This window comes from Stutzerimonas kirkiae, from assembly GCF_004327335.1.
In the GTDB taxonomy this organism is placed as follows: domain Bacteria; phylum Pseudomonadota; class Gammaproteobacteria; order Pseudomonadales; family Pseudomonadaceae; genus Stutzerimonas; species Stutzerimonas kirkiae.
On the sequence record NZ_QJUO01000013.1, the window covers coordinates 30,745 to 56,380 of the forward strand.

Here is a 25,636-nt window from a genome sequence, read left to right on the forward strand (position 1 = left end):
AGGCGACTGCGAGAAAAAGCCAGCCTCGTCGTTCCCGCGCAGGCGGGAACCCAGGCGCCACGGTCGTCGGCTCACCCGCTCTCGCTCTTTCAGGCAGCGCCGAAAGTAGCTGGCATTCGCACAGGAACGCCGCATCAGAGATCACGCGGCACGCTTTATCGACCAGAAACAAAATTGCCAATCCAGTTTCAACCTTCATATTGCGCAACGACACAGGATCACCTGGCCGGACGCAATGACCTCGCCAGGCATCTGCGGTAGCATTGCCGCCCCTGAAACGGCCCCAGTACACGACTTCCACCACACGGCGACCTTGCAAGGCAGGCGGAGACATCATGCACAAACGCGCCCTGGTCCTCTTTTCCGGCGGGCAGGACTCCACCACCTGCCTGGCCTGGGCCCTCGACCGCTACGAGCGGGTCGAAACCATCGGCTTCGACTACGGCCAGCGCCATAGCGTGGAGCTCGCCTGCCGGCAAAGGATTCTCCAGCGCCTGCGCCAGCGCTACCCGGCATGGCGGGACAGGCTGGGGGATGATCATTTCCTTGACCTGAAGCTGCTGGGGCAGATCAGCGAAACGGCCATGACCTCCGAGAAGGCGATCGAGTTCGAGCAGAACGGCCTGCCCAACACCTTCGTGCCGGGGCGCAACCTGCTGTTCTTCACCTTCGCCGCGGCGCTGGCCTACCGGCGCGGCATCAGCGTGCTGGTGGGCGGCATGTGCGAAACGGACTACTCGGGCTACCCGGATTGCCGGGACAACACCCTGAAGGCCCTGCAGGTCTCCCTGAGCCTGGGCATGGACAGCGCCCTGCTGATCGAGACGCCGCTGATGTGGCTGGACAAGAACCGGACCTGGGAACTGGCCGGGCAACTGGGCGGTAACGATTTCGTCGAACTCATCCGCGAGGAAACCCACACCTGCTACCTGGGCGAGCGCGGGCAGCGCCACGCCTGGGGCTATGGCTGCGGCACCTGCCCCGCCTGCCAGTTGAGGAAATCCGGCTACCAGCAGTATGCCGCAGGGCTGCCAACCGCCCCGCAGGACGCGCCGGAATGACCTACAGCGTCAAGGAAATCTTCTACACCCTGCAAGGCGAAGGCGCCCAGGCCGGCCGCCCGGCGGTGTTCTGCCGCTTCAGCGGCTGCAACCTGTGGTCGGGACGGGAGCGGGACCGCGGCACGTCCATCTGCCGCTTCTGCGACACCGACTTCATCGGCACCGACGGGCCTGGCGGCGGCAAGTTCAGGCAGGCCGAAGCGCTCGCCAGCGCCATCGATGCGCAGTGGCCAGGGCACGCTGCCCGCAACAAATACGTGGTACTGACGGGTGGAGAGCCGCTGCTGCAGGTCGACCAGGCGCTCACCGATGCCTTGCATGCGCGGGGGTTCACCATCGCGGTCGAGACCAACGGTACCCTCGCCCTGCCGGACGGCATCGACTGGGTCTGCGTCAGCCCGAAATCCAGCGCCGAACTGCTCATCACCCGCGGCAATGAGCTGAAACTGGTCTACCCGCAGCACGACGCCATGCCGGACCGGTTCGAGGCACTGGACTTCGAGGTGTTCTACCTGCAGCCGATGGATGCGCACGGCAGGCAGCAGAACACCCTGGATGCCATCGACTACTGCAAGTCCCACCCGCAATGGCGGCTCGGCCTGCAGCAGCACAAGATCCTGATGATCCCCTGAGCGGGAAGCATCCCTCCTTGTCTTCGCTTGCAGCTTATCGCTCGTGGCTTGCCGCTGCCCTCAGCACTCGTTCATCCCTTCGCGAAAGCGCAGCACCAGTTCCCTGAGTTGCTGGCGCCAGTCCTGGACATCCTCGAGCGACAGCTCGTCGCTGGCCGGCTCCAGCGTAACGGCCTCGATCAACGGCTGCGTCACGTCCTGGCGGACCTTGGGCGCGGGCCGCAGGGGCAGGAACAATGCCGCATGGCCGCGCAGCAACAGCGCCAGCCAGGTATCCGGGTGCTCCGCCAGCTCCAGCAGTTCCGCCAATTCCGGAATCGGTGCCGCTTGCAGCAGCGGTCGCTTGAGAATCGCCTCGACCGAACTCGCTTCGGCGCCCGCCACGCGATAGAAGCCACCCACCTCATGGCACAGCCCCAGCAACGCGCCATACAGGTGCAGCAGGCTGGTCTCGCGCTCGGCGGCCTGCTGCGTGCTATCGCCCTGCGCCAGAGCATGTTGCCAGCGCTCCAGCGCCAGGCTGGCAAAATGGAGCTTCTGGTTGGTACGCGTGTAGCGTTCGTTGGCCATGCCTTGCAATCCTCCAGACGGTAATGACTCTCAGCATGCCTCGGCAGTGCTTCGAATACCAGAGACGGGAAAGACAGAAACGGCAACCACGAAGGGAAAAGCCGGAGGCCGCCCACACAGCCTGGGCGAACTGAGGCCCCAATATCCTACAGCTCGCCCGTATCGGCAGCGCCCTATGCGGCCAGGGCGATCGCGCTATGCGCGGCAAAGCGCCGAAAAGAGCGCTGGAAGGCTTTAGACTGGACGAAAGAGCGTGGCAACCGGTGTTTTTCGTCCAGTTTTCCAGCCTCCAGCGCTTTTACCGAAGCCCCTTTCCGATGAGTAACGGCATAGCGCGATCGCCCAACCTATGCGACCCGGAGGCAGGCGCCTCAGCGCTTGTCCTCTACCTTCCACTTCGAGCCGTCATGGAAAGCCTTCCAGCCGGTCGGCTTGCCCTCGACCTCGGTCTGCACGTACTGCTCCTTGGTCTTGCGGCTGAAACGGATGACCGCCGGGCGCCCTTCCGGATCGCGCTGCGGGGCATCCAGCAGGAAGTGATACTTCGGATCGATCTCGTCGCGGTGCGGCAGCAGCTCGATCACCAGCGGCGCGCGCGTCTCGCGATTCTTCGGGAACTGGCTGGCGGCCAGGAACAGCCCCGAGGCGCCGTCGCGCAGCACATAGTTATCGTCGACCTTCTCGCAACGCAGCTCGGGCATCTTCACCGCATCCATCTTCGGCGGTGCGGCTTCGCCATTCTTCAGCAGCTTGCGGGTGTTCTTGCACTGGGGGTTGGTGCAGCCGAAGAACTTGCCGAAACGCCCGGACTTGAGCTGCATCTCGCTGCCGCACTTGTCGCACTCCAGGCTCGGCCCTTCATAGCCCTTGATCCGGTACTGCCCTTCCTCGACCTCGTAGCCGGTGCAGTCCGGGTTGTTGCCGCAGATATGCAGCTTGTGCCGCTCATCCAGCAGGTAGGCGTCCATCGCGGTGCTGCAGATCGGGCAACGGCGCTTGCCCAGCAGCACGCGGGATTCCGATTCGCCCTCGTCGTCGGCGGCGATCTCGTCGCCCGGAATCAGGTTGACGGTGGACTTGCAGCGTTCCTTGGGCGGCAGGCTGTAGCCCGAGCAGCCGAGGAACACCCCGGTCGAGGCGGTACGGATCATCATCGGCCGGCCACAGGCCTTGCACGGGATGTCGGTCAGGGTCGGCTGGTTGGCGCGCATGCCGGTCTCGCTGGACTCGGCGATCTCCAGCTTGTGCTTGAAGTCCTTGTAGAACTCGTCCAGCAGGTGCTTCCACTGGCGCTCGCCCTGGGCGACATCATCGAGCTGCTCCTCCATGCCGGCGGTAAAGCCGTAGTCCATCAGGTTGGCGAAGCTCTCGCTGAGGCGCTCGGCGACGATATCGCCCATCTTCTCGGCATAGAAACGCCGGTTGTGCACGGTGACGTAGCCGCGCTCCTGGATGGTCGAAATGATCGCCACATAGGTCGACGGGCGACCGATGCCGCGCTTCTCCAGCTCCTTGACCAGGCTCGCTTCGGAAAAGCGCGCCGGCGGCTTGGTGAAGTGCTGGCTGGGGTCGAGCTTGAGCAGCTTGAGCAACTCGCCTTCGGTCATTTCCGGTAGCACATCGTCCTCGCCCGCCTTGCCCTGCGGCGGCTGGACCCGGGTAAAGCCATCGAACCTGAGAATGCGCCCCTTGGCACGCAGCTCGAAGTCGCCGGCAACGACGCTGACGGTGGTCGACAGGTATTGCGCCGGCGGCATCTGGCAGGCCACGAACTGGCGCCAGATCAACTCGTACAGGCGCTCGGCATCGCGCTCCATGCCGGACAGCTGCGAGGGCCGCAGGTTGACATCGGACGGGCGGATCGCCTCGTGCGCCTCCTGGGCGCCTTCCTTGCTACTGTAGACGTTGGGCTTGCCGGGCAGGTACTTGTCGCCATACTCGCCCTCGATGAAGCCGCGCACCATGGACACGGCATCGTCCGACAGGTTGGTCGAGTCGGTACGCATATAGGTGATGTAGCCGGCTTCGTAGAGGCGCTGGGCCATCATCATGGTCTTCTTCACACCGAAGCCCAGGCGCGTACTGGCAGCCTGTTGCAGGGTGGAAGTGGTGAAAGGGGCCGATGGCTTGCTACTGGTCGGCTTGTCCTCGCGGCGGGCGACGCTGTAGCCCGACGCCTTGAGCTTGGCCAGGGCCGCCTGGGCCTGGGCCTCGTTGAGCGGCTTGAACGCTTCGCCGCGCTCACGGGCCACTTCGAAACGCACCTTGGCGCCCTTGGCGGTGCCCAGGTCGGCATGCACTTCCCAGTACTCCTCGGGAATGAAGGCACGGATTTCCTTCTCGCGCTCGACCACCAGCTTCACCGCCACCGACTGCACGCGGCCGGCGGAAAGCCCGCGGGCGATCTTCGCCCACAACAGCGGCGAGACCATGTAGCCGACCACCCGGTCGAGGAAACGCCGCGCCTGCTGCGCATTGACCCGGTTGATGTCCAGGTCGCCCGGATGGGCGAAGGCTTCCTGGATGGCCTTCTTGGTGATCTCGTTGAACACCACGCGCTTGTAGCGGCTGTCATCACCACCGATGGACTCGCGCAGGTGCCAGGCGATGGCCTCCCCCTCTCTGTCCAAGTCGGTCGCGAGATAGATGGTGTCGGCATCCTTGGCCAGGCGCCGCAACTCGTCGATGACCTTTTCCTTGCCGGGCAGGATTTCGTAGCGGGCCTTCCAGCCATGCTCGGGGTCGATGCCCATGCGCGTGAACAGTTGCCGCTTGGCCTTCTCCTTCGCCGACAGGGCCGGCCCCTCGGCGCTCGCGGCCTTGCCGCGCTTGGCCGGCTCCTTGCTGCCCGAACCGCTGGTGGGAAGGTCGCGGATATGGCCGATACTCGACTTCACCACGTACTGGTTGCCCAAATACTTGTTGATGGTCTTGGCCTTGGCCGGTGATTCCACGATGACCAGCGATTTACCCATGGGGAGGAAGGTTCCTGAATCGAGAGAGCGAAAAGGCGTCGGGCGCCGGAAAAGCACCGCTATATATAGTGGCGAGAGAGCTCAGGTCAAGCATGCGGGTCTTGGTCGGCCTGCAATCGGCCACTTTCTGCCTCGATCAGGGCGAAGCGCGGTAGCCGCTCGCCATCGACCTCGACCTGCTGCAGAAACATCGAAAGCGGACGTACCCAGAAACCGAAATCACCGTATAACGCCTGGTAGAACACGACCTCCTCCTCCGTCTCGGAGTGCCGCGCCACGGCGAATACGCGGTAGTGCGGCCCCTTGTAATGACGATAGAGGCCCGGCTCGATACACATGGGAAACTCCCTGATACGGAAAAATGAAGACTGGATCACGATTGGCCATTGCCAGTGATTTCGCGGGCCAACCCGCTCCCGGCACAAATGAAAACCGGGGCACGAGGCCCCGGTCGATCGGACACGAACAGGTTACACCCGTTCGAATACCGTACTGATGCCCTGCCCGAGGCCAATACACATGGTCGCCACCCCAAGGGTACCGCCATTCTGCTTCATGACGTTGAGCAGCGTACCGGATATCCGCGCGCCAGAGCAGCCGAACGGGTGCCCGAGGGCAATCGCACCGCCGTGCAGGTTGACCGCCTGGTCCATCCTGTCGAGCAGTTTCAGGTCCTTCAGCACCGGCAGCGCCTGGGCCGCGAAAGCTTCGTTCAACTCGACGAAGTCGATGTCGCCGATACTCAGGCCGGCACGTTTCAGCGCCTTCTGCGTCGCCGGCACAGGGCCATAGCCCATGATCGCCGGGTCGACCCCGGCCACCGCCATCGAACGTACCACCGCCAGCGGCTCCAGCCCCAGGTCCCTGGCCCGCTGTGCGCTCATGACGATCATGCAGGAGGCACCATCGGTGATCTGCGAGGATGTCCCCGCGGTCACGGTGCCGCCCTTGGGGTTGAACACCGGCTTGAGTGCCGCCAGGCCTTCCAGGGTGGTGTCCGGGCGGATCGTCTCGTCATGCTCGAAACGCCGCAGGAAGCCCTGCTCGTCGTGCCCTTCCAGCGGGATGATCTCGTCCTTGAACTTGCCTTCCTGGGTCGCTTTCCAGGCCAGTTGGTGCGAGCGGTAGGCGAACTGGTCCTGCGCCTCGCGGGTGATGCCATGCATCTTGCCGAGCATTTCCGCGGTCAGCCCCATCATCCCCGAGGCCTTGGCCGCATGCAGCGACAACTGCGGGTTGGCGTCGACGCCATGCATCATGCCGACGTGGCCCATGTGCTCGACACCACCGACGATGAACACATCGCCGTTGCCGGTCTGGATCGCCTGGGCGGCGGTGTGCAGTGCGCTCATGGAAGAGCCGCACAGGCGGCTGACGGTCTGCGCCGCGCTGGTGTGCGGGATGCGCGTCAGCAGCGAGGCCATGCGGGCGATGTTCCAGCCCTGCTCCAGGGTCTGGTTGACGCAGCCCCAGATCACATCCTCCACCTCGGCCGGATCGACCTTGGGGTTGCGTGCCAGTACGCCTTCGATCAGGTTCGCCGACAGACTCTCGGCACGGGTATTGCGGTGCATGCCGCCCTTCGAGCGGCCCATCGGGGTGCGGCCGAAGTCGACGATGACGACATCTCTTGGATTCAGGCTCATATCTTCGTTCTCACTCGTTTAACCCTGGCGGGGCTATTAACCGTAAAAGCGCTGGCCATTGGCAGCCATCTCGCGCAGCTTCGCGGTCGGCTGGTACAGGGCGCCGAGGTCGGCATAACGATCGGCCAGGGCGACGAACTCGGCCACGCCGATGGCGTCGATATAGCGCAACGCGCCGCCACGGAACGGCGGGAAGCCGATGCCGTAGATCAGGCCCATGTCCGCCTCGGCGGCGCTCTCGACGATGCCGTCCTCCAGGCAGCGTACCGCCTCCAGGCACAGCGGGATCATCATGAAGTTGATGATGTCCTCGTCCGTCACCTCGCGCGGCTCGTAGACGATCGGCGCCAGCACCGCCTGCACGCTGCCGTCGACCACCTTGGCCGGCTTGCCGCGCTTGTCCACTTCATAGACATAGAAGCCCTTACCGTTCTTCTGGCCCAGGCGGTTGGCCTCGTACAGGGCATCCACGGCGGTCTTGCGCGCGTCCTTCATGCGCTCGGGGAAGCCTTCCGCCATGACATCGCGGGCATGGTGGGCGGTATCTATACCGACCACGTCCATCAGGTAGGCCGGGCCCATCGGCCAGCCGAACTTCTCCATGACCTTGTCGACCCGCACGAAATCCACGCCGGCGCTGACCAGCCGGGCGAAGCCGCCGAAGTACGGGAACAGCACGCGGTTGACCAGGAAGCCCGGGCAGTCGTTGACCACCACCGGGCTCTTGCCCATCTTCTTGGCATAGGCGACGGTGGTGGCGATGGCCTGCTCGCTGGTTTTCTCGCCACGGATCACTTCCACCAGCGGCATCATGTGCACCGGGTTGAAGAAGTGCATGCCGCAGAAATTCTGCGGGCGTTCGAGGGCTTCGGCCAGCAGGCTGATGGAGATGGTCGAGGTGTTGGAGGCGATGATAGCGTCCTCGCGCACCTGCGCCTCCACTTCGGCCAGCACGGCCTTCTTGACCCTGGGGTTCTCGACCACCGCCTCGACCACGATGTCGACATTGGCGAAGTCGCCATAGGACATGGTCGGGCGGATGGCATTGAGTGCCTCGGCCATCTTCTCGGGCGTCAGGCGGCCTTTCTCGACCCGCTTGCCAAGCAGCTTGGAGGCCTCGGCCAGGCCGGCCTGGATGCCCTCCTCGCGGATATCCTTCATCAGGATCGGCGTGCCCTTGAGGGCCGACTGGTAGGCGATACCACCGCCCATGATGCCGGCTCCCAGCACCGCGGCGAGCTTCACTTCGCGTGCGGCCTTGTCGTAGGCCCTGGCCTTCTTCTTCAGTTCCTGGTCGCTGAGGAACAGGCCAACCAGGCTCTGTGCAACCGAGGTCTTGGCCAGCTTGACGAAACCGCTCGCCTCCACTTCCAGCGCCTTCTCACGGCCGAAGCCGGCGGCCTTCTGGATGGTCTTGATCGCTTCGACCGGCGCCGGGTAGTTCGGCCCGGCCTTGCCGGCGACATAGCCCTTGCTGCTTTCGAAAGCCATCATCTGCTCGATCGGATTGAGCTTGAGCTTCTCCAGCTTGGGCTGGCGGCGCGCCTTGAAATCCAGCTCGCCGGCGATCGCCCGGCGTACCAGGTCGAGGGCGGCGTCGCGCAGTTTGCCAGGCTCGACCACGGCATCCACGGCATGCACCTTGAGCGCTTCCTCGGCGGTGTTCTCCTTGCCGGAGGCGATCCACTCGATGGCATTGTCCACACCGATCAGCCGCGGTAGACGCACCGTGCCGCCGAAACCGGGATAGATGCCCAACTTGACTTCCGGCAGGCCGATACGCGCATTGCTCGACGCCACGCGGAAGTCGGCGGCAAGGCTCACCTCCAGGCCACCGCCCAGGGCGATGCCATTGATCGCCACCACCGTGGGCACGTCCAGGTCCTCGAAGTCGCTGAAGGTCCTGTTGACCTCTTGCAGCAGCGCATGCAGTTGCTCGTCGGGCAACTTGAAGTTGTCGACGAATTCGCTGATGTCGGCACCGACGACGAAGACATCCTTGCCGCTGGTGACGATGACGCCGGTAATGGATGCATCGCCTTTGATGGCATCCACGGCCTGGCGTAGCTCGTTCAAGGTGAGGCTATTGAATTTATTGACGGACTCACCCTTGAGGTCGAAATTCAATTCGACGATGCCACTCTCAAGAGTCTTAACCGTGATGGCTTTACCTTCGTAAATCATCAACTGATCTCCAGGATGGAAACTGAACATTGCGTGCAATTCGGACATGAAATCAGCCTGTCCGGCACGCTCCGCATCGATACGAGCACACGAGCCTAGGCAAACGCCAGATTCATACAAGCGTTTGATTCAGGTGAGCACACCTTTAAGGAAAAGTCCCACCTTGTCAATCCACCCTTAGGGTCTGCACAGGATGATTGCGCTATGCCGTTATTCACCGGCAAGGTGCTCCGATAAAAGCGCTGGAGGCTGGAAAGCTGGACGAAAAACACCGGTTGCCACTCCCTTTCGTCCAGCCTCGAGCCTTCCAGCGCTGTTTTCGGCTGTTTGCCGTGCATAGCGCGCTCGCCCTGAGGGTCCTGTGCCCCATGGCTTTTTCGCTCGTGCCGCTTGAGCCCCGGGACAAGAATAGGCTTAATCGACACTTCGATGATTCTGGAGTCCGGTATGCCGCAAGCCCCCATCGCCCGCGTCGAAAGCGGCGAAGACCCCTACCGCTGGCTGGAGCGGCGCGACGACGCCGAAGTACTGGCTTATCTGCGCGCCGAGAATGAGTATCTGGAGTCGCAACTGCAGGAGCAGGTTCCCCTGCGCGAGAAACTGTTCGAGGAAATCAAGGGACGTATCCGTGAAACGGACCTGTCGCTGCCCTCGCCCTGGGGCCCCTGGCTCTACTACCAGCGCACCACGGCCGGTGACGAATACCCACGGTACTATCGCTGCCGACGCCCGCTCGGCGACAGCCTGGAAACGGACGAGCACAGCGAACGACTGCTGCTGGACCCCAACCAGTTGGCCAATGGCGGCTTCCTCTCGCTGGGCACCTTCAGCATCAGCCAGGATCACCAGTGGCTCGCCTATAGCCTCGACACCCAGGGCGACGAGATCTATCGCCTATACGTCAAAGAGCTGGCCACAGGCACCGTCAGCGAACTGCCGTTCGACAATTGCGGTGGCGGAATGACCTGGGCCAATGACAATCGCACGCTATTCTTCACCGAACTCGACGACAGCCACCGGCCCTTCCGCGTCAACCGCTACCGGGTGGGCGAGGAGAACTGCGAAAGGGTCTTCCAGGAGGATGACCAGCGTTTCTTCCTCCACTGCCTGCGCGCCAGTTCGGAGCGGCAACTGCTCATCCTGTCCTCCAGCAAGACCACCAGCGAGGCCTGGGCGCTGCCTGCCGACCACCCCGAGGGTGCCTGGCGCTGCCTGGCGCCGCGCCAGGAAGGCCATGAATACTACCCTGACCATGGCCTGCTCGACGGACGCTGGAGCTGGCTGATTCGCAGCAACCGCAACGGTATCAACTTCGCCCTGTTCGCCCACGATGACCTGGTTGCAGGCGATGAAAAAGCGCCGGAGTCTCAATGGCGGGAAATCATCGCCCACGACCCGCGGGTGATGCTCGAAGACATCACCCTCAATGCCGGTGCCATCACCCTCGCCCTGCGCCAGGACGGCCTGCCGCTGCTCGAAGTGCGGCCCCGGCAGGCGGCCCCTTACCGCGTGCAACTGCCCGACGCGGCCTACAGCCTCTACGTACAGGACAGCCTGGAATTCGACAGCCCGCTCATTCGCCTGCGCTATGAAGCACTGAACCGCCCCGCCCAGGTGCGCAGCCTGGAACTGGCCAGCGGACGCCAGGCCGTCCTCAAGCAGACACCGGTGGAAGGCCCGTTCGACGCTGATGACTATGAAAGCCGGCGTATCTGGGCCAACGCCGCCGACGGTACGCGGGTGCCGATCAGCCTGGTGGCGCGCCGGGACACCTTCGGCAAGAGCGCCCCGCTCTATCTCTACGGCTATGGCGCCTATGGCGAAAGCCTCGACCCGTGGTTCTCCCATGCCCGGCTATCGCTGCTGGAACGCGGCTTCATCTTCGCCATCGCCCATGTCCGTGGCGGAGGTGAAATGGGCGAGGCCTGGTACCGGGCCGGCAAGCTGGAGCACAAACAGAACAGCTTCGATGATTTCATCGCCTGCGCCGAAACACTGATCGCCACGGGCTACACCACATCCCCAAACCTGGCGATCAGTGGCGGCAGCGCCGGCGGCCTGCTGATCGGCGCGGTACTCAACCAGCGCCCGCAGTTGTTCGGCGCGGCCGTGGCGCAGGTGCCCTTCGTCGACGTACTGAACACTATGCTCAACACCGATCTGCCGCTGACCGTGACCGAATACGACGAATGGGGCGACCCCAACCAGCCCGAGGTCTACCAGCGCCTGAAAGCCTACGCGCCCTACGAGAACGTCCGTGCGCAGGACTACCCACACCTGCTGGTGGTCGCGGGCTACAACGACAGCCGGGTGCAGTATTGGGAAGCCGCCAAATGGGTAGCCCGCTTGCGCGCGAGCAAGACCGACAACAACCTGCTGCTGCTCAAGACCGACCTGGACTCGGGCCATGGCGGCATGAGCGGCCGCTACCAGAGCATCCGCGAGGTGGCGCTGGAGTATGCGTTTCTGCTCAAGGTGCTGGCAGGATTATAGGCTGGAGGCTGGAGGCTGGAGGCTGGAGGCTGGAGGCTGGAGGCTGGACGATAAATCGTACGAATCGGAGCGTTCACGTCCAGCCTTACAGCGCTGCTTTCGGGTTTTATTCCTGCCCCAACGCGTTGGCATGGTGCCGCAGGTGGTCTTCGATGAAGCTGGCAATGAAGTAGTAGCTGTGATCGTAGCCGGGTTGCAAGCGCAGGGTCAGCGGATGACCAGCGGCCTTGGCGGCGGCTTCCAGCGTCTGGGGCCTGAGCTGGCCCTCGAGGAAATCGTCGCGGTCGCCCTGGTCGATCAGCAGCGGCAGTCGCTCCTTGGCGCCGGCGATCAGCAGGCTGGCATCCCACTCGCGCCACAGCGCGCGGTCTTCGCCCAGGTAATGGGCAAAAGCCTTCTCGCCCCAAGGGCAATCGACCGGGTTGGCGATCGGCGAAAAAGCCGACACCGACTGATAACGGCCAGGATTCTTCAATGCGCAAACCAGTGCACCATGGCCGCCCATTGAATGGCCAGCGATGCCACGCTTGCCCGACACCGGGAAATTGGCCTCGATCAATGCCGGCAGCTCCTGCACCACGTAGTCATACATGCGGTAGTGGCGTGCCCACGGCCCCTGCGTGGCGTTCAGGTAGAAACCGGCGCCCTGGCCGAAATCCCAGGCGCCCTCGGCATCGTCCGGCACGCCCTCGCCACGCGGGCTGGTGTCCGGCGCGACGATGACCAGCCCCAGCTCCGCCGCCAGGCGCTGGGCGCCGGCCTTCTGCATGAAATTCTCGTCGGTGCAGGTCAGCCCCGACAACCAGTACAGCACCGGCAGCTTCGCCCCCTGCTCGGCCTGCGGCGGCAGGTAGATGGCGAACGCCATGTCGCAGTTCAGGCTGCTGGAGCGATGACGGTAACGCTTGTGCCAGCCGCCGAAACTCTTGTTGCTGGATACGATTTCCATAGATCCCCCAAAAGACGATAAGAGCCTCTAGCGCTTCAATCGGCGTTTCAGTAATGAATAACAGTACGAATGCTCTTGCCTTCATGCATCAGCTCGAAGGCATCGTTGATCGCGTCCAGGCCCATGTTGTGGGTGATGAAGGTGTCCAGTGGAATCTCTCCGGCCTGGGCCTTTTCCACGTAGCCCGGCAGCTCGGTACGGCCCTTGACGCCGCCGAAGGCGGAACCGCGCCAGACGCGGCCGGTGACCAACTGGAACGGTCGAGTGCTGATCTCGGTGCCGGCCGGTGCCACGCCGATGATGGTCGACTCGCCCCAGCCCTTGTGGCAGCACTCCAGCGCCGCGCGCATCAGTTGCACGTTGCCGACGCATTCGAAGCTGTAGTCCACGCCGCCATCGGTCAGATCGACGATGACTTCCTGGATCGGCTTGTCGTAGTCCTTGGGATTGACGAAGTCGGTGGCCCCCAGTTCGCGGGCCACCTCGAACTTGGCCGGGTTGATATCGACGGCGATGATGCGCGAGGCCTTGGCCATCTTCGCGCCAATGATCGCCGCCAGGCCGATGCCGCCCAGGCCGAAGATCGCTACCGTGGCGCCTTCTTCCACCTTGGCGGTGTTGAGTACCGCACCGATACCGGTGGTCACGCCGCAACCGAGCAGGCAGACCTTCTCCAGCGGCGCTTCCTTGGGGATCACCGCCACCGAAACCTCCGGCAACACGGTGTACTCGGAGAAGGTCGAGCAGCCCATGTAGTGGTAGACCGGCTGGCCCTGGTAGGAAAAGCGCGTGGTGCCGTCCGGCATCAGGCCCTTGCCCTGGGTGGCGCGCACCGAGCTGCACAGGTTGGTCTTGCCGGACTGGCAGAACTTGCACTGGCGGCATTCGGCGGTATACAGCGGGATCACATGGTCGCCAACCTTGACCGAGGTGACACCTTCGCCGACCGCTTCGACGATACCGCCCCCCTCATGGCCCAGCACACAGGGGAACACCCCTTCGCTGTCCTGGCCGGACAGGGTGTAGGCATCGGTATGGCAGACGCCGGTGGCGACGATCCGCACCAGTACCTCGCCGGCCCTGGGCGGCTCGACGTCGATCTCGACGATCTGCAAGGGTTCGTTCGGCGCGAAGGCGACGGCTGCACGGGATTTGATGCTCATGGCGACACTCCTGAGACAAGGACGGGCGCGGCCAGGCATCCGGCCGCACGATTGACGCGAAGTTTAATTCAAACCTGGAAGGGGATAATCTTCGGCCCTGGAATTCATTATTGCCATTCAGGGACAATAATGGATAAAAAGCTGCAAGCTGCAAGCTGCAAGCTGCAAGCTGCAAGCTGCAAGTATCAGGCTGGCCCTGAATACTCGGGTCTGCAACCTATCGCCTGAAACCTGCCACTCGAAGGAGCGCCATGAGCCGCTGGGAAGGACTGGATGAATTCGTCGCCGTCGCCGAGTGTGGCAGCTTCATGCGCGCCGCCGAACGGCTGCGGGTTTCTTCCTCCCACGTCAGCCGGCAGGTGGCGCGCCTGGAAGAGCGGCTGCAGGCGCGGCTGTTCTACCGCACCACCCGCCGCGTCTCGCTGACCGAGGCGGGGCATACTTTCTTCGCCCGCTGCCAGCGGCTGATCGAGGAGCGCGACGAAGCCTTCCTCGCCATCGGCGACCTGCACAGCAGCCCCACCGGCCTGTTGCGCATGACCGCCGCCGTGGCCTATGGCGAGCGCTTTATCGTCCCGGTGGTCAATCGCTTCATGGCCCAGCACCCGCAACTGCAGGTCGAGATCGAGCTGAGCAACCGCACACTGGACCTGGTGCAGGAGGGCTTCGACCTGGCCATCCGCCTCGGCCGGCTCAACGAATCGCGACTGGTCGCCACCCGCATCGCGCCACGGGCCATGTACCTGTGCGCGGCGCCCTCCTACCTCGAGCGCTATGGGCGCCCGCATACACTGTCGGAGCTGGCGCGCCACAACTGCCTGATCGGCACCGGCGACACCTGGCTGTTCCAGCTCGACGGCAGCGAGCGCCCGTTCAAACCCGGCGGCAACTGGCGCTGCAACAGCGGCCAGGCGGTGCTCGATGCGGCCCTGCGCGGCTTCGGTCTCTGCCAGTTGCCAGACTATTACGTGCGCGAGCCCCTGCAACGCGGCGAACTGGTCTCCCTGCTGGAGGCCAACCAGCCGCCCAATACGGCGGTCTGGGCGGTCTATCCCCAGCGTCGTTATCCGCTGCCCAAGGTCAGGTTATTGGTCGAAGCACTGAAGAACGAACTGGGACCATGACGAACACCCTTCAAGAGCAGCCCTGGCCGCGAAGCTTCCGCGCTCGGAGCGCCTCATGCGCGGGCGAGCCCGCTTCCACCGAGGCTGTGCTCCTGGGCGCTGGGTGCCACCACGATTCGAATCTGGCAAATGAACGTTGAACAGGTCCTCAGGAAGTGGCGCCCCAGAGCCGTCGCAACCAGTCCAGATCCTCCGGGCGGGTCACCTTGAGGTTGTCGGCGCGGCCTTCGATCAGCCGTGCGGACAGGCCGGCCCACTCCAGCGCCGACGCCTCGTCGGTGATCGCCACGCCGGCGGCCAGGGCGGCGCCCAGGCTGTCGCGCAACATGCCCAGGCGGAACATCTGCGGCGTATAGGCCTGCCATATAGGCGTGCGGTCGATGGTCTCGCTGACGCGGCCATCGGCGCCGATACGCTTGAGGGTGTCGCGTACCGGCACCGCCAGCAGGCCGCCGACCGGGTCGTTGGCCAGTGCGTCGAGCAAGTGGTCCAGGTCGCTGCGGGCGAGATTCGGCCGGGCGGCGTCGTGCACCAGCACCCAGTCGTCCAGACATGCGCCATGCTCCAGCAGGCATTGCAAGCCGTTGCGGACCGAACCGGCGCGTTCCCGCCCGCCTTGGGCGCGCAGGATGCGCGGATCGCCGGCACAGGCCAGGCGCAGCCAGAACGGATCATCCGGCGCCAGGCAGACCACCAGGCCACGCAGGCCGGGATGGCCGAGGAAACAGTCCAGGGTGTGTTCGAGAATGCTGCGTCCAGCCACCTGCAGGTACTGCTTGGGGCGATCGGCACGCATGCGCGAGCCTATGCCGGCCGCCGGCAGGACGACATGAAAGCCCGTGCCGGCGCCTGTCATTCGGCCAGCAGATAGAGGGTCTCGCCCTCTTTCACCATGCCCAGTTCATGCCGGGCACGCTCCTCTACGGTTTCCATGCCGCGCTTGAGTTCCATGACCTCGGCCTCGAGTATGCGGTTGCGCTCCAGCAGGCGTTCGTTCTCGCCTTGCTGCGTGGCGATCTGCTGCTTGATCTCGGCCACCTGGGCCAGGCTGCCCTCGCCGACCCACAAACGGTATTGCAGCCCGGCCAGCAGCAGTGCCAGCACGACGAACAGCCAGTAGGGGCTACGCATTGACGGCATGGAAAGCGTCCGGTTGACCTGGGCGGGTGAGTAAACGGCAGTCAGCATAATGGGCAAAGCGACACAAGACACTGCTCCCCGGGCACTAGGACCGCGAAAAAGTGGATTCGATCATAAGGATTGTCAAGAAGAAACGGGCCACCTGCCTGGCGACCCGTTTCCATTCCCGCATCTCAACCACCCCTGGGGGCGGTTACACCGCGATCAGCCGCGAAACTCGGCACGGCCCTTGTACGGCGCCTTGCCAGCCAGTTTCTCTTCGATGCGCAGCAACTGGTTGTACTTGGAAACGCGGTCGGAACGGCACAGCGAGCCGGTCTTGATCTGGCCGGCAGCGGTACCGACGGCCAGGTCGGCGATGGTGCTGTCCTCGGTTTCGCCGGAACGGTGCGAGATCACCGCCGTGTAGCCGGCGGCCTTGGCCATCTGGATCGCTTCCAGGGTCTCGCTCAGCGAACCGATCTGGTTGAACTTGATCAGGATCGAGTTGCCGATGCCCTTGTCGATGCCTTCCTTGAGAATCCTGGTGTTGGTCACGAACAGGTCATCGCCGACCAGTTGCACCTCGGCACCGATCTTCTCGGTCAGCCCCTTCCAGCCGGCCCAGTCGGACTCGTCCATGCCATCCTCGATGGAGATGATCGGGTAGCGCTGGGTCAAGCCGGCCAGGTAGTCGGCGAAACCGGCGGCATCGAACACCTTGCCTTCGCCTGCCAGGTCGTACTTGCCGTCATTGAAGAACTCGGAGGAAGCGCAGTCCAGCGCCAGGGTCACGTCGTCACCCAGCGTGTAGCCGGCATTGGCCACGGCCTCGGCGATGGCGGCCAGGGCGTCCTCGTTGGAGGCCAGGTTGGGGGCGAACCCCCCTTCGTCGCCCACCGCGGTGTTCAGGCCACGGGCCTTGAGCACGGCTTTCAGGTGATGGAAGATCTCCGCGCCGATGCGCAGCGCGTCGGCGAAGGTCTTGGCGCCGACCGGCTGGATCATGAATTCCTGGATGTCGACGTTGTTGTCGGCATGCTCGCCGCCGTTGATGATGTTCATCATCGGCACCGGCATGGAGTACTGGCCAGGGGTGCCGTTGAGGTTGGCGATATGCGCGTAGAGCGGCAGGTCCTGGTCCTGCGCGGCGGCCTTGGCGGCGGCCAGGGACACGGCGAGGATGGCGTTGGCGCCCAGCTTGGCCTTGTTATCGGTACCGTCGAGCTCGATCATCGCGCGGTCGAGGGCACGCTGGTCGAGCGGGTCCTTGCCCAGCAGCAGATCGCGGATCGGGCCGTTGACGTTGGCCACGGCCTTGAGCACGCCCTTGCCCAGGTAGCGACTCTTGTCGCCATCACGCAGTTCCAGCGCCTCGCGGGAACCGGTGGAGGCACCGGAAGGCGCGCAGGCGCTGCCGACGATGCCATTGTCGAGGATCACATCGGCTTCTACGGTGGGGTTGCCACGGGAGTCGAGAACCTCACGACCCTTGATGTCGACGATCTTTGCCATTTGTTGTTAACACTCCGTTGGGGCTACGGGCTTCAAGCTGCGAGCGGCAGGCTTCAAGCGGTTTCGATGGGGGAAAAACTCTTGACCAGGTCGTCCAGGCGCTTGAGCTGGGCCAGGAAGGGCTCCAGTTTGTCCAGGCGCAATGCGCAGGGGCCGTCGCACCTGGCGTTTTCCGGGTCCGGATGGGCCTCCAGGAACAGGCCGGCCAGCCCCTGGCTGAGCCCGGCCCGGGCCAGCTCGGTGACCTGGGCGCGACGCCCGCCGGCGGAGTCGGCGCGGCCGCCCGGCATCTGCAGGGCGTGGGTCACATCGAAGAACACCGGGTACTCGAACTGCTTCATCAGGCCGAAGCCGAGCATGTCCACCACCAGGTTGTTGTAGCCGAAGGACGAACCGCGCTCGCAGAGGATCAGTTGCTCGTTGCCCGCCTCCTCGCACTTGCGCAGGATGTGCTTCATCTCCTGGGGCGCGAGGAACTGGGCCTTCTTGATGTTGATCACCGCCGAGGTCTTGGCCATCGCCACCACCAGGTCGGTCTGCCGCGAGAGGAAGGCCGGCAACTGGATGATGTCGCAGACTTCCGCCACCGGCTGCGCCTGCCAGGGCTCGTGGACATCGGTGATGACCGGCACGCCGAAGGTCTTCTTCACCTCTTCGAAGATCTTCATCCCCTCTTCCAGGCCCGGGCCACGGAAGGAGTTGATCGAGGAACGGTTGGCCTTGTCGAAGCTGGCCTTGAACACATAGGGAATGCCGAGCTTCTCGGTGACCCGCACGTACTCTTCGCAACTTCTCAGCGCCAGCTCCCGCGACTCCAGCACATTGATGCCGCCGAACAGCACGAAGGGCCGGTCGTTGGCGATGTCGATGGAACCGACACGAATGGTTTTCTGGCTCATGCGCGCTTCGCCTTGTGCTCCAGGGCCGCGTTGACGAACCCGCTGAACAGCGGATGCCCGTCACGTGGCGTGGAGGTGAATTCAGGGTGGAACTGGCAGGCCACGAACCACGGATGGTCGGCGACCTCCACCACTTCCACCAGCGCACCGTCGCCGGAGCGACCGGTCACCTTCAGGCCAGCGTCGATCAGTTGCGGCAGCAGCTTGTTGTTCACTTCGTAGCGATGGCGGTGGCGCTCGACGATACGCTCCCTGCCATAGCAGTCGAATACCCGGGAGCCCGGCTCCAGGCCGCACTCCTGCGCGCCCAGGCGCATGGTGCCGCCGAGGTCGGAAGCATCGTCGCGGGTTTCCAGCGCACCGGTGGCATCTTCCCATTCGGTGATCAGGCCGACCACCGGGTGGCCGCTGTTCTTGTCGAACTCGGTGGAGTTGGCATCGCCCCAGCCGAGGATGCTGCGGGCGAACTCGATCACCGCCACCTGCATGCCGAGGCAGATACCCAGGTAGGGGATCTTGTTCTCGCGGGCATAACGCACCGTGGCGATCTTGCCTTCCACGCCACGCAGGCCGAAACCGCCCGGCACCAGGATGGCGTCGATACCGTCGAGCAGGCCGGTGCCCTGGTTCTCGATATCCTCGGAGTCGATGTAACGCAGGTTGACCTTGGTACGGCTCTGGATGCCGGCGTGGCTCAGCGCCTCGATCAGCGACTTGTAGGCGTCCAGCAGTTCCATGTACTTGCCGACCATGGCGATGGTGACTTCACGCTCGGGGTTGAGCTTGGCGTCCACCACGCGCTCCCACTCGGAGAGATCGGCGCTGGCGCATTGCAGGCCGAAGCGCTCGACGACGTAGTCGTCCAGGCCCTGGGCATGCAGCACGGCGGGAATCTTGTAGATGGTATCGACATCCGGCAGGCTGATCACCGCCCGCTCCTCGACGTTGGTGAACAACGCGATCTTGCGTCGCGAGGACACGTCGATGGCGCGGTCGGAACGGCACACCAGCACGTCCGGCTGCAGGCCGATGGAACGCAGCTCCTTGACCGAGTGCTGGGTCGGCTTGGTCTTGGTCTCGCCGGCGGTGGCGATGTAGGGCACCAGGGTCAGGTGCATCAGCATGGCGCGCTTGGCGCCCACTTCCACCCGCAACTGGCGGATCGCCTCGAGGAACGGCTGCGACTCGATGTCGCCCACGGTCCCCCCCACTTCCACCAGCGCCACGTCGGCGTCGCCGGCGCCCTTGATCACCCGGCGCTTGATCTCGTCGGTGATGTGCGGGATCACCTGGATGGTCGCGCCCAGGTAGTCGCCACGGCGCTCGCGGCGCAGCACGTCGGCGTAGACGCGGCCGGTGGTGAAGTTGTTGTTCTGGGTCATGGTGGTACGGATGAACCGCTCGTAGTGGCCCAGGTCGAGGTCGGTCTCGGCGCCGTCGTGGGTGACGAACACCTCGCCGTGCTGGAACGGGCTCATGGTGCCCGGATCGACGTTGATGTATGGGTCCAGTTTCAGCATGGTGACCTTCAGGCCCCGCGCCTCCAGGATGGCCGCCAGTGAAGCCGAGGCAATGCCTTTCCCCAATGAAGAAACAACACCACCCGTGACGAAGATGTAGCGCGTCATGAAAAACCCTAGAAGTCAGCATGGGCGGACAGGCCGCCGGGGAGCAAAGAAGGCCTTGGTTCGTTCCGAGCCGGGCAATCCATGCTGCGAAATAGCGAACATCCACCGCTTCCGGGGAAGCAGCGAATACCTGAATTAAGACGGGAGGGCAGTCTACCGGAAAGCTATTGAGGGGGGAAGAACGGCAAGCGGCCAGCCGTTATGGAAGTAGTCGGAAAGGTGTGCGCAAACCTGTGTTCCAGCCGCCAACCATGACCGCCGCCAGGGGGCACCCGGCCCACACGCCAGCCCGTATGCGCTTATGGGGCATGGCGGATTGGCAGTGTGCATATCATCGAACGCAGAGGGTGGTGCCCTGGAGCCAGCGGAGTCGCGAGCCCGGCCAGCCCCGCCACGCAACACGCATGAACCCGTCGCCCATATGAAGAAGGGAGCGCTTTTACTCGGCGTCCCTGCCGACGAAGGTTTCGCAGCGGGGCTGGCCAGGCTCGAGGCGACTATGGAAAGAGCAGTCGGCGCAGTACTGAATCATCCGCAGGGCTTTCGCTTTTTCGCTCTTTCCCGCAGGCACTGCTGAAGGTGGCTGTGCGGATGCCTGGTGGTGGGGCGGCGAAGAGCTACAGGGATGTATTCACGCGTGCCCCGTCCCGCCACCAGGCATTCGCACAGGGACGATGAGCCCGAAAGCACGCTGCACGCTCTGTAGCCAGCACTTTATTGCCAATCCGATCGCAAGACCTGCCGTCACAGGCATGGCACGACCCCTCTGGCCCTGCCTCCCCTATTCTTCGTGCACAGCGCCGAACAGTGCGATAAGCCCGTCGGCCAGGGCGCCGCGCCAAACCAGCCAGTCATGCCCGCCGGCATATTCGCGCCAGTGGGTTTCATAGCCTTTCAGCCGCGAGATATCACGCACCTGGCGCGAGCTTTCGAGAATACCGGCGACATCGCCATGCCCGCTTTCGAATGTGCCGGCGCTGAGGAAAAACCGCAGCGGTTTCTTCCCGGCCTCCGCCAGCGACTGGCCGACGAAGGGCGTACCGTCCGTGTCGCGCCCTTCCGGCGCCCACCAGAACGAACCCGACATCGACAACACATTGCCGAAGCGATCCGGCCGCCGTAAAGCCGCGGTCGCCGCCGCCAGGCCGCCATAGCTGGCTCCGGCCAGGACGGTCCGCTCAGCCTCGGGGCGGATGCCGGTCAAGGCGGCGACCCGTGGCAACAACTCATCGGCCAGCGCATCGGCAAAGGCAGCGTTGCCCGGCAACTCCCGCGAACGAGTCCCGCTGTCGATCGAAGGCACCAGCACCGCGACCACCGGCGGCAGGCGCCCGCTCGCCGTCAGCGTATCGAGCATGCCCGGCACGTCGATCTGATGCAGCGCCCGTTCGCCATCGAAGATGATCGCCAGCACCAGGTTCGGGTCGGACGGGTCGAGATCGCGCGGATGGGCGACAGTGATCCGCCGGCTGTTGCCCAGCGTCTCGCTGGCGAAGACGAAGGAGCACAGCAGCGGGTCCGCCGCTGGCATCGCAGGTGTACCAGGCTGCGTGGGCGCACCCGCCAGCTCGACGGTCGCCTGCTGGTTGAAGCGATCCGGCGCCTGCCGCGGCCAGGGCTGGCGGTTGAAGGGGTCCATCTGCAGGGTGGCGGAGATGGCGCCCCGGCGCACCCGGGCATCACCGGGGATGTCGGGAATATCGGGCGCCAACTGGTACGCCAGGCGTGTAGCGGGCGGCACCGGGAAAGTGACGAACCAGACATCGCTGGCGCCCAGCCGCTCGAGCCAGGCATGGTCGCTGGATGGCCCGCCGACCAGCCGGACATTGCGCTGCGCGCCGCGCCAGAGGAAGGTCATGAGCGTCTGCTCGCGCATCCGCGCCGGCGCCCCCGGATAGAACGGGCCGGGCATCCGCCGCGTTTCGATCAGCGGCGTGCCGCGCTCCGCCACTTCCCGCCAGAATGCCTCGCTGCCGCGCCCCGCCGCCAGTTCCGCGGCCAACCCGGCGATACGCGGGCTGAGGTACTCCGCGGCCGGCGGCCGCTGCTCGGCGACCGGCACCACCTCCTCGATGACCACCGATAACGCCACCGCCCCGGCAGGCGCCAGTCGCAGGCGGATACCGGCGGCCTCGGCCACGAAGCGAAACCCGATGACACCGCCCTGCTGGTCGGCAATACGCCGATGGTGAGCACCATCCTCGCCGAGGATATCGACATCCAGCGCCGCGCCAGCGGCCTCGACCCGCCCGACGACGTAGTCGCCCGCGGCAACCGGCAGCGCCAGCGTCAGGGGGGCGTCGACCTTACGCTCGAAAGGCTGCCCCACGCGCAATGTCATATCCCCCGCCCCCATCGCCACGCCCGCTGGCGGCAGCAGCATGAGCAGCGACAACCATGCCGCCGCTCGCCCACCACCACTCACCACTGGTAATCCAGCGATGCGGTGATCACACGTTCGTTGCCAACGAAGCAGGCATAGGCACCGGAACAGGAGGCGGCGTAGAACTTGTCGGTCAGGTTCGACACGTTCACCTGCCCGCGCAGCCCTGCGCAGCGAGGGTCGAGCTTGCCGCACTCATAGCCGAGCGCGAGGTCGAGCAGGGTATAGCGGGAAACGCTGAAGGCATTGTTGCGCGCCCAACTGGTACCGGTGTGGCGAGCGCCCAGGGCGATATCCAGGCCGTTGTCGAACAGGTATTTGCCCCACAGCGATGCCTGGTGCCGCGGCACCCGGTCATTCTTCATGCCCACTTCGGCAGGCTTGTTGGACTCGGATATCTTCGAGTCGTTGTAGGAATAGGCGCCAATCAGTGAGAGGTTGCGGCTGATCCGGCCCTGCGCCTCGAGCTCGAAGCCCCGGCTCTTGATCTCACCGACCTGCTCATAGGCCGTCGGGGTCGTGCCGTCGATCGACTTGAGCACATTGGTCTGGCGCAAGTCGTAGACGGACGCGGTGACCATCAGGCTATCGTCGGGCCGGGACCACTTCACACCGACCTCCAGTTGCTCGCCCTCGGTCGGGTCGAAGGTGCCCTCGCCGGCCTGCGGCGCCTGGGTCACCGGCTCGAACGAGGTCGAGTAGCTGATATAGGGGGCAAAGCCGTTATCGAAGGCATACAGCGCACCGATACGGCCCGTGACGGCTTCGTTGTCGATATCGGGCGAGCGCGTGCCGGCCAAATAATTCAGCGACTCGTTGCTGGCCCGGTCATAACGCAGCCCGGCCACCAGGTGCCAGCGCCCATGGGTGAGCTGGTCCTGCAGGTAGACACCCTGCTGGCGGGTGCGCGAGAGCGAGTCGCCCGACTGGCCATAGCCGGTCAGCACGACGTTGCCGTAGACCGGCGCCAGCCAGTCGATCGGGTTGGCGCGCCCACGCCAGGACAGGCTGGTCGCCCTGGTGTACTGCACGTCGAAACCGCCCAGCAGCACATGCTCGAAACCGGCGAAGCCGAAGCGCGTTTCCAGTTGGTTGTCGATCAACGCCTGGTCGTTTTCCGATTCGGAGTCGCTGGCCGTGCGCGAGATCGTGCGCTGGTCGGCGGCCAGCGAGCCCCACACCAGCGTGTCGCGGGTCGATTCGACGTTCGAGATGCGGGCTTTCTGGCGGAAGATCAGGTCGGGCGAGAAGGCATGCTCGAAGCTGTAGCCGAGGGAAAGGCTGGTACTCGCCGAGCGCTCATGGGCGGGATCGCCGACCAGGAAGTCCGACGGAATACGACCGTAGCGGGTCGAAGTCTCGGTGCCCAGGCGCTCGCGGAAATTGCGATAGCCGGCATCCGGCTCGCGCTGGTAGCGCGCGGAGACGGTCAGGCTGGTGGCCTCGCTCGGCGCCCACAACAGGGATGGCGCAATGGCCAGGCGACGGCTCTTCAGGCCGTCCTCCTGGGTATCGGCACGCGACGCCAGGCCCACCACGCGCCAGGACAGGTCCGTGCCCTCCAGGTTGCGGGCGAAGTCGAAGCGGCTCTCGGCGCGCGACCCCGAACCGGTTGCCAGGCCGAAGCGATTGATCTCCTGGCCGTAGGCTGCCTTGGTGGTCATATCGATAAGACCGCCCGGATTGCTCTGGCCATAGAGCAGTGAGGCCGGCCCTTTCAACACTGCGACACTCTCCAGCAGCCAGGGCTCGATGGTGCCGCTGCCGACGGACAGGCCGTCGACGAAACGCGGTACATAGCCGAAGCCGCGGACAATGGCTTCATCGCCGGCATTCGAAGCACCACGGTATTCGGAAACCACGCCGGCGGTATAGCGCAGCGCCTCGGGAATCGACTTGACCGCCTGCTCCTCCATCCGCGCGGCAGTGACGATGGAGATCGAGGCCGCCGTTTCCTTCACGGGAGTATCGGTTTTCGTCGCCGAGGATGAACTGGCGGCGACATAGTCGCCTTCCGCCTTGTCAGCGACCCTAATGGCCCCCAGTTGCGTCGTGCCACTGGCCACCTGCTCCGCCAGCACGCCGCCCGGCACACCGGCAAGGGCCGTAGCCAGCAGCATGATGCCGTACCATTCATTGCGCTGAGCTTCTACTTCGATACCTGACATTCTTTCCACTCCCCCGGCTGGTACTGATGCATATATGAGAATCCATCAGATTTGGTTATGAATCTCATATACAATACAAACCGAATTGCCGAGGGTCCTTTGCCGACAGGACAAAAGGCTTTGCGCATCGGACATACGCAACGAATCCAGTGGGAGGTGGGGGGTGGCCGCTCGTATATACCCGGGTGATTTGCGCATAGGCGTGCTGAACGAGGAAGTGTCCGGCCTGTGCGCTCCGACCGAACGTCGGCTGACGCCCAAGCAGATGTTCATGCTGCTGCTGAACGGGCATCAGAAGTTCTGCATCGATGACCAGGAGTTCACCCTGTCCACCGAAAAACGCCAGTGCCCCGTGGCCATGATGGTCAGGCTGGAAAGGGACTCGACACTGAGAATGCTCGAGTACCGGGGCCGGCCATTCAGCAAGGTGGTGGTGTCGATCGCCCCCCACTGGCCGCTCGACGAAGCGTGCGACGAACGGGAGAGTTGCCCCCCCCGGCCCGCGCACCTGGAGCACCGCTTTCTCGAGCCGGATACCGCGGTGCTGGGAAGCGCGACGGCGCTGATCGCCGCCAGCACCCCACGGCGCGACATGCTGGGCGACCTGGCCTATCTGTCCGACGGCATCAACCTCTACCGCGCGGCACTCTGCGCCTGCAGCCGCGACGCCCGGCCGGCGCCCCCCACCAGCCGGCGCCCAGCGCTCGAGCGGGTGCAGGACTATCTGAACCACCACCTCGATGACCCGGACCTGAACGCCCTGAACCTGGCCCGCGCCTGTGCCCTGAGCCCACGGACACTGCAGCGGCTGTGCCAGGACAACTTCGGCCAGAGCCCATCCGATGTCATCAGGAGCCGGCGCATGGCCATGGCGCTCTCGGCGCTGCGCGGGCAAAGCGCCACGGTCAGCCAGGCGGCCTTTATCGCCGGCTACTCCAACCCGGCCAACTTCAGCACGGCGTTCAAGCGCGAATTCGGTTTCTCGCCCAGGTTCGTACTCAGGCCGGGAGCGGCCACAGGCCTCAAGCCGCCGTAGCGCACAGCGTGCCGCACCGCTTGCCGCGAAAGCCCCTGCCAATCACGCCATGCCGTCGTTCACCGGCAAGGGGCTTCGATAAAAGCGCTGG

At 64.5% G+C, this 25,636-nt stretch carries 19 protein-coding genes; 5 read left to right on the plus strand and 14 right to left on the minus strand.

The genetic code is table 11. The features are described from left to right. The first annotated feature begins 335 nt into the window (after positions 1-335). Together queC and queE are read left to right on the plus strand one after the other, a co-directional pair. Positions 336-1,061, plus strand: a complete 726-nt coding sequence (gene queC, locus DNJ95_RS09110; protein WP_131184411.1) for a 7-cyano-7-deazaguanine synthase QueC — start codon at positions 336-338, stop codon at positions 1,059-1,061. Then, on the plus strand, positions 1,058-1,693 hold the full coding sequence (gene queE, locus DNJ95_RS09115; RefSeq protein WP_131184412.1) for a 7-carboxy-7-deazaguanine synthase: 636 nt from the start codon (positions 1,058-1,060) through the stop codon (positions 1,691-1,693). Before queC ends, queE begins: the two co-directional genes overlap by 4 nt. Positions 1,694-1,753: 60 nt before the next feature. On the opposite strand, the gene DNJ95_RS09120 is transcribed toward queE, so the two are convergent. The 5 genes from DNJ95_RS09120 to fadB form a co-directional block, all read right to left on the minus strand. Next, a complete protein-coding gene (locus DNJ95_RS09120) occupies positions 1,754-2,263 on the minus strand; it encodes a DUF6586 family protein (protein WP_131184413.1) in 510 nt (169 codons plus the stop codon). A 371-nt stretch (positions 2,264-2,634) separates the two neighbouring features. Further along, positions 2,635-5,238 carry a type I DNA topoisomerase gene (topA, locus tag DNJ95_RS09125; RefSeq protein WP_131184414.1) on the minus strand — a complete coding sequence of 868 codons (2,604 nt, stop codon included), beginning with the start codon at positions 5,236-5,238 and terminating at the stop codon, positions 2,635-2,637. A gap of 86 nt (positions 5,239-5,324) precedes the next feature. After that, positions 5,325-5,576, minus strand: a complete 252-nt coding sequence (locus tag DNJ95_RS09130; RefSeq protein ID WP_131184415.1) for a DUF1653 domain-containing protein — start codon at positions 5,574-5,576, stop codon at positions 5,325-5,327. Between the two features lie 132 nt (positions 5,577-5,708). After that, positions 5,709-6,884, minus strand: a complete 1,176-nt coding sequence (gene fadA, locus DNJ95_RS09135) for an acetyl-CoA C-acyltransferase FadA (RefSeq protein ID WP_131184416.1) — start codon at positions 6,882-6,884, stop codon at positions 5,709-5,711. A 36-nt stretch (positions 6,885-6,920) separates the two neighbouring features. Further along, positions 6,921-9,068, minus strand: a complete 2,148-nt coding sequence (gene fadB, locus DNJ95_RS09140) for a fatty acid oxidation complex subunit alpha FadB (protein ID WP_131184417.1) — start codon at positions 9,066-9,068, stop codon at positions 6,921-6,923. A gap of 447 nt (positions 9,069-9,515) precedes the next feature. On the opposite strand from fadB, the gene DNJ95_RS09145 reads away from it, so the two are divergent. Continuing rightward, the gene (locus DNJ95_RS09145; RefSeq protein WP_131184418.1) at positions 9,516-11,561 is read left to right on the plus strand and encodes a S9 family peptidase; all 2,046 of its coding nucleotides are present in this window, start codon (positions 9,516-9,518) and stop codon (positions 11,559-11,561) included. 106 nt (positions 11,562-11,667) lie between these two features. On the opposite strand, the gene fghA is transcribed toward DNJ95_RS09145, so the two are convergent. After that, positions 11,668-12,510: an S-formylglutathione hydrolase gene (gene fghA / locus DNJ95_RS09150; RefSeq protein WP_131184419.1), complete on the minus strand. Its 843-nt coding sequence runs from the start codon at positions 12,508-12,510 to the stop codon at positions 11,668-11,670. 47 nt (positions 12,511-12,557) lie between these two features. Beyond that, positions 12,558-13,673 carry an S-(hydroxymethyl)glutathione dehydrogenase/class III alcohol dehydrogenase gene (locus DNJ95_RS09155; RefSeq protein ID WP_131184420.1) on the minus strand — a complete coding sequence of 372 codons (1,116 nt, stop codon included), beginning with the start codon at positions 13,671-13,673 and terminating at the stop codon, positions 12,558-12,560. A 251-nt stretch (positions 13,674-13,924) separates the two neighbouring features. Between DNJ95_RS09155 and DNJ95_RS09160 the strand changes: the two genes are divergently transcribed. After that, the gene (locus DNJ95_RS09160; RefSeq protein WP_131184421.1) at positions 13,925-14,797 is read left to right on the plus strand and encodes a LysR substrate-binding domain-containing protein; all 873 of its coding nucleotides are present in this window, start codon (positions 13,925-13,927) and stop codon (positions 14,795-14,797) included. A 148-nt stretch (positions 14,798-14,945) separates the two neighbouring features. On the opposite strand, the gene ispD is transcribed toward DNJ95_RS09160, so the two are convergent. The 7 genes from ispD to DNJ95_RS09195 all read right to left on the minus strand — a co-directional run bounded on the left by ispD (position 14,946) and on the right by DNJ95_RS09195 (position 24,509). Continuing rightward, on the minus strand, positions 14,946-15,653 hold the full coding sequence (ispD, locus tag DNJ95_RS09165; protein WP_131184422.1) for a 2-C-methyl-D-erythritol 4-phosphate cytidylyltransferase: 708 nt from the start codon (positions 15,651-15,653) through the stop codon (positions 14,946-14,948). Continuing rightward, positions 15,650-15,928 carry a cell division protein FtsB gene (gene ftsB / locus DNJ95_RS09170; protein WP_131184470.1) on the minus strand — a complete coding sequence of 93 codons (279 nt, stop codon included), beginning with the start codon at positions 15,926-15,928 and terminating at the stop codon, positions 15,650-15,652. Before ftsB ends, ispD begins: the two co-directional genes overlap by 4 nt. A 213-nt stretch (positions 15,929-16,141) precedes the next feature. Further along, the gene (gene eno / locus DNJ95_RS09175) at positions 16,142-17,431 is read right to left on the minus strand and encodes a phosphopyruvate hydratase (protein ID WP_131184423.1); all 1,290 of its coding nucleotides are present in this window, start codon (positions 17,429-17,431) and stop codon (positions 16,142-16,144) included. Between the two features lie 53 nt (positions 17,432-17,484). Further along, on the minus strand, positions 17,485-18,330 hold the full coding sequence (gene kdsA, locus DNJ95_RS09180) for a 3-deoxy-8-phosphooctulonate synthase (RefSeq protein ID WP_131184424.1): 846 nt from the start codon (positions 18,328-18,330) through the stop codon (positions 17,485-17,487). Beyond that, the gene (locus DNJ95_RS09185; RefSeq protein ID WP_131184425.1) at positions 18,327-19,958 is read right to left on the minus strand and encodes a CTP synthase; all 1,632 of its coding nucleotides are present in this window, start codon (positions 19,956-19,958) and stop codon (positions 18,327-18,329) included. Before DNJ95_RS09185 ends, kdsA begins: the two co-directional genes overlap by 4 nt. 781 nt (positions 19,959-20,739) lie before the next feature. Then, on the minus strand, positions 20,740-22,299 hold the full coding sequence (gene fes / locus DNJ95_RS09190) for an enterochelin esterase (RefSeq protein WP_165491618.1): 1,560 nt from the start codon (positions 22,297-22,299) through the stop codon (positions 20,740-20,742). An 80-nt stretch (positions 22,300-22,379) separates the two neighbouring features. Beyond that, positions 22,380-24,509, minus strand: coding sequence for a TonB-dependent siderophore receptor (locus DNJ95_RS09195; protein ID WP_131184427.1), 2,130 nt, complete (start codon positions 24,507-24,509; stop codon positions 22,380-22,382). 163 nt (positions 24,510-24,672) lie between these two features. Here DNJ95_RS09195 and DNJ95_RS09200 point away from each other — a divergent pair, with 163 nt between their 5' ends. Then, complete coding sequence (locus DNJ95_RS09200) at positions 24,673-25,545, plus strand: helix-turn-helix transcriptional regulator (RefSeq protein ID WP_131184428.1); 873 nt, start codon at positions 24,673-24,675, stop codon at positions 25,543-25,545. The last annotated feature ends 91 nt before the right edge of the window (positions 25,546-25,636 follow it).